Here is a 12,744-nt window from a genome sequence, read left to right as displayed (position 1 = left end):
CCTACATTTATGACGAACCGCTCGATACCACATCGGCCGACTCAACAAAGTCGAGTTTTTTCAATTGCTGCAAGAACATGTCCAAGTCCACGTCCATCGCCGTCACATCCAATGACAAAGTGACGTTTGCACGCCCTTGAATCGGGATGGTCTGGTGGATGGTCAAAATATTGCAGCCCATTTCCGCGACCGCCTGAAGCAAAGTCGCAAGCGTACCCGAACGGTCTTCCAATTGAAGAAAGACCGTCAAGATCCGCTCTTTGACGATGGAATGAAACGGAAAAACCGCGTCTCGGTATTTATAAAATGCCGAGCGCGATAAGCCGGTTTTTGAAACCGCATCTAAAATAGACATGCGGTCGCGCTGAAGAAGTTTTTTCACTTCCAGCGTCTTAACCATCGCTTCCGTCAATACATCTTCCCGCACCAGGTAATAGCGTTGTTCCGAAATATCCTTCATTCAAGTACCCTCCGCATCAATCGGTGAATTCGAACTCAAATTCGAGCAAACGGACTGTGTCGCCGTTTTCCGCTCCGCGCTCGCGAAGAGCATCATCAATGCCCATGCCGCGCATTTGGCGGGCGAATCGGCGAATCGAATCTTCACGGGAGAAGTCCGTCATCTTGAACATCCGCTCAATCGCGTAGCCAGAAAGGACAAAAGCGCCATCCGGGTCACGTGAAATATCGAATCCGTCGCCTTGCATTTCGTGCTTGTATAGCACCGTATCCGCTGCATCCGGATCTGCCTCGTCTTCCATCGGGAATTCAGGCGTCACTTCAAGCAAATCGGCTACTGCAAACATCAAGTTGTTCAAGCCTTTTCTAGACAAAGCAGAAATCGGGAATACTTTTGCGTCTTCCGGCAATTTCTTGCGGAACGTTTCCAAGTTTTCTTCTGCATCTGGCATGTCCATCTTGTTCGCCACAATCAATTGCGGGCGTTCCGTCAAGCGCATATTGTATTGCTTCAATTCTTCGTTGATGGTCACATAATCCTCATACGGATCGCGGCCTTCCATGCCCGACATATCGATAATGTGGACAATGACGCGTGTCCGTTCAATGTGGCGCAGGAATTGGTGACCTAGGCCGATGCCTTCATGTGCGCCTTCAATCAATCCAGGCAAATCTGCCATGACAAAGCTGCGCTGGTCTTCTGTTTGGACCATTCCGAGGTTCGGGACAATCGTCGTGAAGTGATACGCGCCGATTTTCGGTTTGGCTGCCGTGACGACCGACAATAATGTTGATTTGCCGACACTCGGGAAACCGACCAATCCGACATCCGCCAATACTTTCAATTCCAAGATGACGTTGCGCTCAAGACCTGGTTCTCCTTTTTCCGAAAGTTCAGGAGCCGGGTTTTGAGGCGTCGCAAAACGCGAGTTGCCGCGTCCGCCGCGCCCTCCGCGTGCGATGACTGCGGATTGCCCTTCTTCGACCAAATCGGCGATCGTTTCGCCGGTTTCTGAGTCTTTTACAACAGTGCCCGGTGGAACTTTGATGATCGTGTCATGCGCTTTAGCGCCGTGCTGGTTTTTGCTCATGCCGTGCGTTCCGCGTTCAGCTTTAAAGATCCGTTTGAAACGGAAATCCATTAATGTACGCAAGCCTTCGTCAACTTGGAAGACGATATCAGCGCCTTTTCCTCCGTCACCGCCGGCCGGCCCGCCGTTCGGTACGTATTTTTCGCGGCGGAATGCTACCATGCCATCCCCGCCGTCGCCACCTTTTACATATACTTTTACGTGATCGACAAACATATTCTTATCCCTCCATCTGTGCGTGGATCTCAACTTTCGAGCGATCCGATCCGCACGCTTTACCAATTGCTAATTGCGGTGAATCCAAAACCAGGGACGACCAGTCGCCGGGACCGGAAAGTTCCAGCGAAAATCGGCCGTCCACTTCTATAATGCGCAGCTCTACCGGATATGGCCAAGCATCGGAAAATGCCTCTTTCACAGCCTTTGCAAAGGACTCAAGCCATTGGCAAAGAGTCGTATCCAAGTCGCTAGGCGCTTGCGGCGCTTCGCAGGACATCGTGAGGCGCAATTCCGGAAAACGCCAGCCAGCTGTCAGTAGCCACTCTTCCGTCTCGGGCAAAGAGAGAGCCGACAGCCGGCTTTGGTGCATAGCCGCTTCGGCATACGTACGAATAAGCGCTTGGGCTCTATCTGTGCGCCCTAAATCCAGATTCAATTTGATCATCTGCAGCTCATTCAAAAAATCATGGCGCGCATGCCGAAGCGATTGTGCCACCGTTAGCCTATCGTCCATACTGCACTTCCTTTTACACACTTTTACTTAGTATACCAAGATTCCGGCCGGATTTCCCGGCGCGGGTTTTGGTTCGTCTTGTTTCAAAAGAAAAAGGACTGCGAAAGCAGCCCTTTTCGTTTTGTATTAAGCTTCCTGAGCAACCGGGTAGACGCTCACTTTTTTCTTATCGCGGCCGTAGCGCTCGAAGCGTACTGTTCCGTCGATTTTCGCGAAAAGTGTGTCATCTCCGCCGCGTCCAACGTTCTCGCCTGGATAGATTTTCGTACCGCGTTGACGGTAAAGAATAGATCCGCCAGTTACGATTTGTCCGTCAGCGCGTTTTGCGCCAAGGCGTTTTGATTCCGAATCACGACCGTTCTTCGTTGAACCAACACCTTTTTTGGATGCAAAAAACTGAAGATTTAATTTCAACATATGTCCCACCTCCTAAGCTGTGAAGGTTATTTTTATAAAGTCTGCATAATCATGTTCAATCGTTTCCAAAGAAATGACCATAGCGCGTACAAGCAGTTGAACCTGCTCATCCGTCTTTTTGTCCATATTCTTTGGAAAGGCGATTTTCAAAAAACCGCTATCTGCCTGTTCGATTTCCGGCTCAATTCCCGTCAACTCCATAATGGCGTTCACTGCCCCGAAGGAAACAGCTGAAGCCCCGGCACATACCAGATCCTTGCCGTGCTCGGCAAAGTCCGCATGTCCCGACATTTCAAAGCCTTTAATGTAGCTGCCGGTTTGATGAATAGTCACCTGAATCATTCTTACAGGTTGATTGCATCAACAGTCAATTTCGTGAATGGCTGACGATGACCTTGTTTTTTGTGATAGTTCTTTTTCGCTTTGTATTTGAAGACTGTGATTTTCTTGCCGCGGCCCTGTTTTTCAACTTTCGCTGTAACAGTTGCTCCTTCTACGAAAGGAACTCCCACTTTAGTATCGTCTCCACCTACAAATAGAACTTTATCAAATGTTACTGTTTCGCCAGCTTCTGCGTTTACTTTCTCAACGTAGATTTCTTGGCCAGCTTCCACTTTGATTTGTTTTCCACCAGTTTCAATAATTGCGTACATATCCTTGCACCTCCTCTTAGACTAAGACTCGCCTCTCCAGGTGATCTTGCGATGCTTAACAACCTGGTTCGAGCGGTTGTAGCACGGGTGCGCTACAAACATAACATTAGAATAATATCATGCGAGAGAGACCCGCGTCAACAGAGAACTGAAAAGAGTTGGGAATGTGTTCTTTTCATTTTTGGGATTGTGGTTAAAGGAATTAAATATCGCTTCTTACCTAGGGTGTGATTTTAGGAATGAAGAGTGTGGCGATGTTTCTTCTGTTCGAGTTTGCACCATGTCGGAGCGTCGCCTCCCTGCTTGGGGTTGGCCTCTCACTATGAGCCAGAAAGAACGCCTGTCTCATTGCTTCGGCTCACCCTGGGCGCTGGTCGGCTAGGAGATTTCGTTGATTCAGGATTGTTTAAATGGATCTCCTTCTATAACTAGTTGCCGGCTAGTGGGGAAATCGCTTCCCTATCGGTTTGTGTGAGTTGAAGAATGAAATATGTGGAGAGGTTCCACGTGTTCGAGTTTATTTCATTTTTGGAGTATCGCCTCCCTGCTTTGGGATGGCCTCTCGCAATGAGCCAGAAAGAACGTCTGTCTCATTGCTTCGGCTCACCCTTGGCGCTGGTCGGCTAAGAGATTCCGTTGATTCTTGTTTGTTTAAATGGATCTGCTTCTATAGCCAGTTGCCGGCTAGTTGAGGAATCGCTTCCCCTTCAATCGCTGAAACAAATTATCGAAACTAATTTCAGCGAAGATTAAATATCAGTTCCACTATAAAAGTAGAGATGAAGCGGAAAGGGGCCGACGCCTGAGGGACCGCGCGGGCTGGCGAGACAAATGTGCTGCGCTTTTTGCGGCACATTGGCTCAACACCCGCCCCTCGGCAAGCGTGCCCCTTGCAGCGAAATCTCCTCCACACTCATTTTTATAATTCTTTTGAGTTCGTAATGTAATATCATATCAGCAAGCAGAATGTCCTGAATCCCTCTGCCCCTCTCCTACATTTCATTCGAAAAATTTTGCAACACAAAAAACGCCACCGCATATGCAGTGGCGTTTCTACTATAGAATATTATTTGCTTGAGAAGATGGATTTGAGTTTGCCGAACATGCCAGGTTTTGGCTTGTCCATCGTCATAAGCGGGACCGATTCGCCGAGCAGGCGGCGCGCGATGTTGCGGTAGCCGAGTGCTGCTGGGTTTGATGGGTCCATGACGACCGGCTCGCCTTTGTTCGAACTTGAAATAACGCGTTCGTCGTCCGGCACGATGCCGAGCAAGTCAATCGATAAATGCGTCGTGATTTCGTTGACATCAAGCGCATCCCCCGCTTCCATCAAATGTGGACGGATACGGTTGATGATGAGTTTGGGCGCTTCAAGGTTTTCCTCGAGCTCCAGTAAACCGATGATGCGGTCGGCGTCACGTACGGCAGAGATTTCCGGCGTCGTGATGACAATCGCGCGGTCTGCACCAGCGACAGCATTTTTGTAGCCTTGCTCAATGCCTGCTGGGCAATCGATGATGATGAAATCGTAGTCCGCTTTCATTCCTTCGATTAGTTCTTTCATTTGTTCCGGGTTGACGTCGTTTTTATCGGCCGTCTGTGCTGCCGGAAGCAAGAATAATTTGTCTTCAAAACGCTTGTCTTTCACAAGCGCCTGATGGATTTTGCAACGGCCTTCGAGCACATCGATCAAATCGTAGATGATGCGGTTCTCGAGGCCTAAAATGACATCCAGGTTGCGAAGCCCGATGTCGGTATCGATCAAGCACACTTTTTTGCCTTGAAGAGCCAATGCAGTGCCGAGGTTCGCAGTAGACGTCGTTTTGCCGACGCCTCCTTTGCCTGATGTAATTACGATAGCTTCTCCCACACTAGCTTCCTCCTTTAAACGTAGAAATTTGCGGCCGCAGGAATCTCAGTTCTTGCAAACGGTCGATAATGATTTTGCCGCTGGTATGTAAATATGCGCATTCCATTTCTGGCTGCTCCGATAAGCTGTCGAGTTCGTCGGTCATCGTCTCGAGTTCATCGGCAATTTTCAGATGTGTCGCTTCAAGCCAAGAGGCGGCGATGACTGCTTCTTTATTGCCGCTCGCACCGGCATGGGCAAAGCCTTTTAGCCGCCCAAGCACATAGACGTTGCCACCTGCTTCAATGCGGCCGTTCTGGTTGACGTCGCCAATGACGACGAGGTCGCCTTTCGCTTTCACCACTTGTCCGGAACGGACGATGCCGACATAAGTTTCTGACTGGCGCTCACTGATCATCCGGTTGCATTCTTCGACAGTGACAACATCGCATTTTGTGCTGATCACTTTCATCTTCGAATGCTCGTGGATGACTTTCTTGATTTCTTCCAATTGGGCATCACTGTAATGGCGCTTCGCCAATTGGATCTGTACTTCCGCATCGCCTGCAAGAGCAGGATCTGATACTTTCTTTTTCAGCTCATCGAGGATTTCCGTATAGGAGGCCATATCATTGAGCTGGATGAGAAGCCCTTTGTTCGTTCCTTTAATATTCACGATATTTTTCAAAAAACCTGTCACCTGCGCTTTCATTAATATAACCCGAACTTAGTGCCACGCTGTGGGTCTTGCGTGACCATCATCGACCTGAATACCCAGCCAAGCAAGCCTAAGTACAGGGCGTTGGCGATTAAGGTCGGCCACAATCTCGAGGTTAGGAACGTTCCGGCTGGCGCATCGGTCAACCCAATCAATTGGAAGAACAGGTAAAGTGCCACTTCCATCGCGATGAGGAGACCGAGTGCCAAGAGCGTCGCTGACAATAGATTTTGTGGAATCTTTTTGAAAAAGTACGCGGCGATCAGGCAGACGGCCGGATACAGAAAAGAATATAATCCAATAATATCAATGTAAAAGACATCATACAAGAGCCCGAAGAACAAACCGTAAAACAGCGCATGGCGCAGTTCATAAAAAACGGTCAAAAAGATCAGGAATAAGATAAGAAAGCGCGGCACTACGTAATAAAATGATCCGCCAATCGATAAAGGCGAAAACAAGCCGAAGATCGGTTCGACGAAAAACAGCACGAGACAGACGATGGGAACGAGAAAGCGGATCATGATTCCTCATCCTCTGTTACGCCATTGTCTTCGCCGTCGACTTCCGGTACGAGGCGGTCTGCGATGACAACGTGATTAAGCATCGAGAAGTCAGCAGCCGGTTTCACATATGCCAGTTTCGTCAAGCCGAATTCATCGATTGTCACTTCCGTGATTTCCCCGATGACAATGCCTTTCGGGAAAATGCCGCCGAGACCGCTTGAGACAACTTGATCGCCTTCTTCTAGATCGATCGAAAAGTCGATGCGTTTCAGTAATAGTTCACGGCGTTCTGCATCATATCCTTCGATCAAACCGAACACATCGTCTTCACCGAGCACCATTGCCGATACGCGGTAGTTCGGGTTTTGTGTCGTCACCAACTCCACTGTCGATGTGGTCGGCGTAACGATGGTTACCTTGCCGATCAAGCCGCCAGCGGTCATGACAGCCATATTTTCCTTGACGCCGTGGTTGGTGCCACGGTTCAAAATGATTTTTTCTTCCCATTGATCCGGGTTACGCGCAATAACGACTGCCTGGATTGGGTTGTATTCGCGTAAATCTTCTTCTTTGCCGACCAGTTCTTTCAGTTCCTCGTTTTCGGAACGGAGATCGGTCACTTCTGCCTGCACGCCTGCAAATTCCTCAAGGCGCGCTTTTAGCAAGCGGTTTTCTTCAAATGTGTTGATCAGCGAGTCGATATTGTCAAAGACGCCCGTCACGAAATGAGCGGGCCGTGAAAATACCGATTGCCCGGCACCTACAGCTTCCTTCACAATTTGTTCGGGCAGCGATACTTGGCCGCGGTCCCGAAGCGTTAAGGAAATCAAGGCGACGAGCAGGATGACGCCGATCAACAGCAGGATAAGCCGCTTATTGGATAAAAATTGTGGCATATGAGGCCATCCTCCTTATTGATTGGCTCGAGTCGAGCAATAAAAATCAGCGTCTTTCGATCGCATTGCGGTAACGGTCAAAATCTTCCAGTGCCCGCCCTGTTCCAAGCGCGACACAATCGAGTGGATGGTCTGCGGTGAATACAGGCATGCCGACCTCATCCGCGATCACTTTGTCGAGGTTTTTCAGCAATGCCCCACCGCCTGTTAACACAATGCCGCGGTCCATGATGTCAGATGCCAGTTCAGGAGGCGTTTTCTCAAGAGTGGCGCCTAATCCTTCGACAATGCGCGTCACGGGTTCTTTCAACGCTTGTTGCATTTCTTCTGCGGTGATCGTCAAGGTTTTCGGAAACCCGGTCACGAGATCACGACCGCGAATATCCATCTCCGCTTGCGCTTCCGCATCCGTCAGTACCGCGGCCGTGCCGATACCCATTTTCAGGTTTTCGGCTGTACGTTCCCCGATGACGACGTTATAGCGCTTGCGCACGAATTGCTTGATCGCTTCGTCCATCTCATCTCCGCCAACGCGAATCGATTCACTCGAGACGATGCCGCCGAGCGAGATAATGGCGACTTCCGCCGTTCCGCCTCCTATATCGACGACCATGCTGCCGACAGGTTCCCATACCGGGAGCCCTGCGCCGATTGCTGCCGCAAACGGCTCTTCGATCGTATAAGCTTCCGCCGCTCCGACCGCTCGTGCTGCATCGAGTACGGCACGCTGTTCAATGGAAGTCACGCCGTATGGCACGCAAATCATGACTTTTCCGCCGCGCCATTTGCCCGGTGCTTTGCCGGTCGCTTCAGCGATGCAATGCTTGATCATCGCAAGCGTCGTGTCGTAGTCAGAAATGACACCATCTCGCATGGGCCTCAAAGCAACGATATTAGCTGGCGTTCTGCCCATCATTTCGCGCGCGCGTTTACCGACCGCGACGATTTCATTGGTGCGAGTGTTCTTAATGACAATCGATGGTTCTCGGAGCACGATGCCGCGCCCTTTTAAATAGACGAGCGTATTCGCTGTTCCGAGGTCGATGCCGATATCTTTTGAAGCAAATCCAAACACATGAATCGGTCCTTTCTTATGTAAACCGGGTGATACCGGCAACTGCTTTGCGCAATACCACCCATTATAGAACATCCGGAAAAAAATATACAGTGCTACATGAACCCCTTTTCTTTTAATGAAGTGAATTGATGGTCGCCGATGATTATATGGTCGAGCAGTTCGATGCCGATGATCGATCCCGCTTCCATGAGACGCTTGGTGACATCGATGTCTTCAGGTGACGGCGCGGGGTTACCAGAAGGATGATTGTGCGAGCAAACGATCGATGCTGCCGAGCGTCTGACGGCTTCGCGGAAAATTTCGCGTGGATGAACGATGGAGGCGTTGAGGCTGCCGACAAAAATGGTTTGGCGGTGCATCACTTGGTTTTTGATGTTGAGGAATAAACAGACGAAATGTTCTTGCTTGAGCGAAGTCATATCGTCCATTAAATACGTAGCGGCGTCTTTTGGGGAGCGGATCGTAAAGCGTTCATCGGTTTGTTTGGAAGCGAGCCTTCGCCCGAGTTCAATGGCAGCGAGCAACTGGACGGCTTTTGCTTCACCGATGCCATTGATCGCCGTCATTTCTTCGATGGCGGCGTGTTTTAATTCGTGGAGGTGCTCGAATTGTTTGAGCACGCGGTTCGCAAGATGCAATACCGATTCCTCGCGGGTTCCGGTACGCAAAAGAATGGCGATGAGCTCTTGGTTAGACAAGCTCACCGCTCCTTGTTTAATAAGGCGTTCTCGCGGCCGGTCGGCAATGTGGACATCTCGTATCATCAACGCTTGGTCATTTGGCATAATCCGGCGCTCCTTCCAGTTTCACATAGCCTAAACGTGTCAATTGCTGAAGCAACTCAGCGACCGGCAAACCGACAACTGCGTTATAATCGCCTTCGATCGCTTCAACAAATAAACCCGATACCGTCTGGATGCCGTATGCCCCCGCTTTATCGTAAGGGTCTTCCGTTTCAATATAGGCAGCAATCCAAGATTCAGGTAATTCATAAAAGCGTACGAGAACCCGTTCATGGAACGTTAGCTCTTGGTCACCTTGGCGTATGCTGACGGCCGTAATGACTTCATGTGCATTGCCAGACAGCTTGCGCAAATATTCGGCTGCTTGTGGTTTGTCTGTCGGCTTCAATAAAACCTCTTCCTGTAACACGACAACCGTGTCTGAGCCGATGACAAGTGCATCAGGATCATTCTTTGCGATATCACCTGCTTTTTGCTCGGCACAAGCACGAACATAATCGACCGCTGATGGAAAGCTGGATGGATCAGGCTCTGGGATGTCGCTTGGCACGATATCGAAAGGAATGCCGAGTAGGCCGAGCAGCTCTTTTCGGCGCGGCGATTGCGACGCTAAGATGAGCGGATGGTTCGATGTGAACTTCATTAAAATACCTCCTTTTTTCAAGTCATCATACCATTATCAAAAAGCGGGGGCAAAATGGTCAAATCTTAATTTTCAATCGAAAAAGGCATTTAAATCCTATTTTTAAGATAGCGCTTTCATATCATTATCGAGAATTTCGATTTATTTTTTAGCATACCGACATTATTCCATCCTCCTCTAGCCCCGTCTGAGGTGCATTCTTACGACTTGTCAAAAATTATACAAAATTAGCGCAATTGGCACTTCCTCAAATAGCTTTTATTATGTTTACCAAGGTTTTATAATAGATAGAGTCTTTAATTTTTTGAAAATTACTATTAGACAATAATTTAATAGTGGTTTTTACATTTATGTTCGAAGGGAGCTTATCTATTTTGAAAAAACAAAAACGAGGATTTTTCCAAAAATCACTCGACCGCATCGAAACGATCGGTAATAAACTGCCACACCCAGTGACTTTGTTTGCGGTTCTCGCCATCGTCGTCCTTGCGCTTTCCGCTTTGCTGGCGAATCTCGGCATCTCTGTCGAACACCCAGGCCAAGAAGGCGAAATCGTGGAAGTGAAGAACTTATTGAACGCTGAAGGCATTCAATACATTTTCGCGAGCATGGTCGATAACTTTATCGGCTTCGCACCGCTCGGCGTTGTGCTTGTCACGATGCTCGGGATCGGGGTCGCAGAACGCACCGGCCTCATTTCCGCAGCACTGCGCGGATTCGTCCTATCGATTCCGAAATTCCTGATCACTGGCGGATTGGTATTCGCCGGGATCATGTCGAGTGTCGCATCGGATGCAGGGTATGTTGTCTTGCCTCCACTTGGCGCAGTGATCTTTATCGCACTCGGACGCCATCCGCTTGCCGGCCTTGCCGCAGCGTTTGCCGGTGTTTCTGCCGGCTTCTCCGCCAACTTATTGCTATCGGCAACAGACGCGATGCTTGGGGAATTGACGATCGCAGCCGCGTCGATCATTGACCCAGGCTATGCTGAAGGCATGAACATCGCGATGAACTATTACTTCATCATCGTGTCGGTCTTCTTATTGACCATCGTCGGCGCAGTCGTAACGGAAAAAGTCGTTGAACCTCGCCTTGGCGAATACAAAGGCGAGTTCCGCGAAGAAATGACCAGCCTGACAACACTTGAGAAAAAAGGTTTGCTATGGGCTGGTCTGACAACTCTTGTGGGCGTCATCTTGACAGCGTTACTAATTGTTCCGGAAAACGGCGTCTTGCGCGGTGAAGGCGGCGCCATCGTCCAATCGCCGTTCATGAGCTCGCTCGTTCCGATTATTACCATTTTGTTCTTCCTGCCTGGCCTTGCATACGGCATCGCCACAAAGAGCATCAAAAGCGACAAAGACGTCGCCGCTCAAATGTCCGATACAATGGCTTCAATGGGCGTCTTTATCGTCCTGGCGTTTACCGCTGGACAATTCGTCGCTTACTTCGCTGAATCGAACATGGGCATGGTGCTCGGCGTTTACGGTGCTGAAGCACTTGAATCAATGAGCCTGACCGGTATTCCGTTGATCATCGGCTTTGTCATTGTTGTCGGGATCATCAATTTGTTCATCGGTTCCGCATCTGCGAAATGGGCAATGCTTGCACCGGTCTTCGTACCGATCATGATGCAACTTGGCTACTCGCCGGAACTGACACAAATGGCTTACCGTATCGCCGATTCCTCGACAAACATCATTACGCCACTCATGACGTATTTCGCGATCATCATTGCATTCGCACAGAAATACGATAAGAAAATGGGCATCGGTACATTGATCTCGGTCATGTTCCCGTACTCGATTTTCTTCATGATCTTCTGGACTTTGATGCTCATCGTTTGGATGTTGTTCGGTCTTGATCTTGGGCCGGCTTCACCGATCCGCTATAACGGATAATATAAAAAGCGACAAAACCGAAATTCGGTTTTGTCGCTTTTTTGTGTTCAATACATTCGGTATGATTATGTTTTCCGAAGCTTACCACTCGCTTTCCGTGGGCTCGCGCCCAAGCCTCCTCAGCCGCTTCGCGTCTTGCGGGGTCTCGGTCGTCTCGCTGATCCACCGTAGTCGAGCGAACGCTTCTTCAAACATCTAAGCATCTCATTGTTTTATAACATTTTAATACCTTTGAATGTTGTCATTAAAACGCTAAAATCGTCAAACATATTATAAGTTTACATAATATATTTATAATCTACATAAACAAATTAACATACCAATCGATAAATTGTTCTCCCCATAAATAAACGAGGACAGCGGATAAAGCAATTGATGGGCCGAACGGAATCGGTGTCTTGCGTCCTTGCTTGCGCACTCTCAACAAAATAATGCCTGCGACAGCTCCGATAAACGACGCCAAAAATAACGTCAGCAAGCTTCCGGCAGTTCCGAGCACGAGCCCAATGACAAAAAACAGTTTAATATCGCCCCCGCCCATACCGCCTTTTGACAGCACAGCTATCAATAACAAAACGCCAAACCCGACCGCTGCACCAACGAGTGAATCCCACCACGGATCCAGTGGCACGATCAATCGCAAGACGAGCAACACAATCCCAAACGGCAACAGCACTTTATCTGGAATGAGCATATAGGCAATGTCGGATACGGTAATAATAACGAGCATTGACACAAACAATAAGCCAATAACGAGTTCTGGTGTAAAGCCAAATTTCAAAAACACGGCAGTAAACAATAGAGCGGTGATCGCTTCCATCAGTGGGTAAACCCAGTGAATTTTCGAACCGCACGTCCGGCATTCCCCCTTCAAGAACAGATAGGAAAACACCGGCACCAAGTCAAGCGCCGTCAAACGCCGGTCGCAGTTCGTGCAATGCGAAGGCGGATACGCGATTGATTCATTTTTCGGCACGCGCAAGCCGACTACATTATAGAACGAGCCGAACACTAGGCCGAATAGAGACATAAAAGCTGTATAGGCAATAGTCATAAG

15 protein-coding genes and 1 other annotated feature are annotated in these 12,744 nt (G+C 49.1%); of the genes, 1 reads left to right on the top strand and 14 read right to left on the bottom strand.

Features of this window, described 5'->3' with window-relative positions; all coding sequences use genetic code 11:
- Window positions 1-7: 7 nt before the first annotated feature.
- The 13 genes from BBI11_RS07070 to BBI11_RS07010 all read right to left on the bottom strand — a co-directional run bounded on the left by BBI11_RS07070 (window position 8) and on the right by BBI11_RS07010 (window position 9,786).
- Window positions 8-460: an ACT domain-containing protein gene (locus BBI11_RS07070; RefSeq protein ID WP_068461855.1), complete on the bottom strand. Its 453-nt coding sequence runs from the start codon at window positions 458-460 to the stop codon at window positions 8-10.
- 16 nt (window positions 461-476) lie between these two features.
- Window positions 477-1,766 (bottom strand): GTPase ObgE, encoded by a 1,290-nt coding sequence (gene obgE / locus BBI11_RS07065; protein ID WP_068461853.1) that lies wholly within the window; start codon window positions 1,764-1,766, stop codon window positions 477-479.
- A gap of 4 nt (window positions 1,767-1,770) precedes the next feature.
- Window positions 1,771-2,283 carry a Spo0B domain-containing protein gene (locus BBI11_RS07060; protein WP_068461851.1) on the bottom strand — a complete coding sequence of 171 codons (513 nt, stop codon included), beginning with the start codon at window positions 2,281-2,283 and terminating at the stop codon, window positions 1,771-1,773.
- Window positions 2,284-2,409: 126 nt separating this feature from the next.
- Window positions 2,410-2,700 (bottom strand): 50S ribosomal protein L27, encoded by a 291-nt coding sequence (gene rpmA, locus BBI11_RS07055; protein ID WP_068461850.1) that lies wholly within the window; start codon window positions 2,698-2,700, stop codon window positions 2,410-2,412.
- A gap of 12 nt (window positions 2,701-2,712) precedes the next feature.
- Window positions 2,713-3,042, bottom strand: a complete 330-nt coding sequence (locus tag BBI11_RS07050) for a ribosomal-processing cysteine protease Prp (protein WP_068461847.1) — start codon at window positions 3,040-3,042, stop codon at window positions 2,713-2,715.
- Window positions 3,043-3,044: 2 nt separating this feature from the next.
- The gene (rplU, locus tag BBI11_RS07045; protein WP_068461844.1) at window positions 3,045-3,353 is read right to left on the bottom strand and encodes a 50S ribosomal protein L21; all 309 of its coding nucleotides are present in this window, start codon (window positions 3,351-3,353) and stop codon (window positions 3,045-3,047) included.
- A gap of 14 nt (window positions 3,354-3,367) precedes the next feature.
- Window positions 3,368-3,441: a sequence feature (ribosomal protein L21 leader region), on the bottom strand.
- A 978-nt stretch (window positions 3,442-4,419) separates the two neighbouring features.
- The gene (gene minD / locus BBI11_RS07040) at window positions 4,420-5,223 is read right to left on the bottom strand and encodes a septum site-determining protein MinD (RefSeq protein WP_058380996.1); all 804 of its coding nucleotides are present in this window, start codon (window positions 5,221-5,223) and stop codon (window positions 4,420-4,422) included.
- 1 nt (window position 5,224) lies between these two features.
- Window positions 5,225-5,914 (bottom strand): septum site-determining protein MinC, encoded by a 690-nt coding sequence (gene minC / locus BBI11_RS07035; protein WP_068461843.1) that lies wholly within the window; start codon window positions 5,912-5,914, stop codon window positions 5,225-5,227.
- Entirely contained in the window at window positions 5,914-6,444 is a 531-nt protein-coding gene (mreD, locus tag BBI11_RS07030) for a rod shape-determining protein MreD (protein WP_068461841.1), read from the bottom strand. The genes minC and mreD overlap by 1 nt, the downstream gene beginning before the upstream one ends.
- On the bottom strand, window positions 6,441-7,322 hold the full coding sequence (gene mreC, locus BBI11_RS07025; protein WP_068461839.1) for a rod shape-determining protein MreC: 882 nt from the start codon (window positions 7,320-7,322) through the stop codon (window positions 6,441-6,443). The genes mreD and mreC overlap by 4 nt, the downstream gene beginning before the upstream one ends.
- Before the next feature lie 46 nt (window positions 7,323-7,368).
- Entirely contained in the window at window positions 7,369-8,397 is a 1,029-nt protein-coding gene (locus tag BBI11_RS07020) for a rod shape-determining protein (protein WP_068465653.1), read from the bottom strand.
- Between the two features lie 95 nt (window positions 8,398-8,492).
- Window positions 8,493-9,185, bottom strand: a complete 693-nt coding sequence (gene radC, locus BBI11_RS07015; RefSeq protein WP_068461837.1) for a RadC family protein — start codon at window positions 9,183-9,185, stop codon at window positions 8,493-8,495.
- Window positions 9,175-9,786, bottom strand: coding sequence for a Maf family protein (locus BBI11_RS07010; protein ID WP_068461835.1), 612 nt, complete (start codon window positions 9,784-9,786; stop codon window positions 9,175-9,177). Before BBI11_RS07010 ends, radC begins: the two co-directional genes overlap by 11 nt.
- Window positions 9,787-10,160: 374 nt before the next feature.
- Between BBI11_RS07010 and BBI11_RS07005 the strand changes: the two genes are divergently transcribed.
- Window positions 10,161-11,687, top strand: coding sequence for an AbgT family transporter (locus BBI11_RS07005; RefSeq protein ID WP_068465651.1), 1,527 nt, complete (start codon window positions 10,161-10,163; stop codon window positions 11,685-11,687).
- A 298-nt stretch (window positions 11,688-11,985) separates the two neighbouring features.
- Here the strand turns inward: BBI11_RS07005 and BBI11_RS07000 are convergent, their stop codons facing one another.
- Window positions 11,986-12,741, bottom strand: a complete 756-nt coding sequence (locus tag BBI11_RS07000) for a prepilin peptidase (RefSeq protein ID WP_068461833.1) — start codon at window positions 12,739-12,741, stop codon at window positions 11,986-11,988.
- Between the last annotated feature and the right edge of the window lie 3 nt (window positions 12,742-12,744).

Origin of the sequence: Planococcus maritimus, assembly GCF_001687625.2 — a bacterium.
GTDB lineage: Bacteria > Bacillota > Bacilli > Bacillales_A > Planococcaceae > Planococcus > Planococcus maritimus.
The sequence above is the reverse complement of the archived record's forward strand: the minus strand, read 5'-3'. Positions and strand labels throughout refer to the sequence as shown.

Coding starts and splice junctions, on each gene's coding strand:
- BBI11_RS07000 (WP_068461833.1), bottom strand. CDS start 12,741: ATGACTATTGCCTATACAGCTTTTATGTCTCTATTCGGCCTAGTGTTC.
- BBI11_RS07070 (WP_068461855.1), bottom strand. CDS start 460: ATGAAGGATATTTCGGAACAACGCTATTACCTGGTGCGGGAAGATGTA.
- minC (WP_068461843.1), bottom strand. CDS start 5,914: ATGAAAGCGCAGGTGACAGGTTTTTTGAAAAATATCGTGAATATTAAA.
- rplU (WP_068461844.1), bottom strand. CDS start 3,353: ATGTACGCAATTATTGAAACTGGTGGAAAACAAATCAAAGTGGAAGCT.
- rpmA (WP_068461850.1), bottom strand. CDS start 2,700: ATGTTGAAATTAAATCTTCAGTTTTTTGCATCCAAAAAAGGTGTTGGT.
- mreD (WP_068461841.1), bottom strand. CDS start 6,444: ATGATCCGCTTTCTCGTTCCCATCGTCTGTCTCGTGCTGTTTTTCGTC.
- mreC (WP_068461839.1), bottom strand. CDS start 7,322: ATGCCACAATTTTTATCCAATAAGCGGCTTATCCTGCTGTTGATCGGC.
- BBI11_RS07060 (WP_068461851.1), bottom strand. CDS start 2,283: ATGGACGATAGGCTAACGGTGGCACAATCGCTTCGGCATGCGCGCCAT.
- obgE (WP_068461853.1), bottom strand. CDS start 1,766: ATGTTTGTCGATCACGTAAAAGTATATGTAAAAGGTGGCGACGGCGGG.
- BBI11_RS07050 (WP_068461847.1), bottom strand. CDS start 3,042: ATGATTCAGGTGACTATTCATCAAACCGGCAGCTACATTAAAGGCTTT.
- BBI11_RS07010 (WP_068461835.1), bottom strand. CDS start 9,786: ATGAAGTTCACATCGAACCATCCGCTCATCTTAGCGTCGCAATCGCCG.
- radC (WP_068461837.1), bottom strand. CDS start 9,185: ATGCCAAATGACCAAGCGTTGATGATACGAGATGTCCACATTGCCGAC.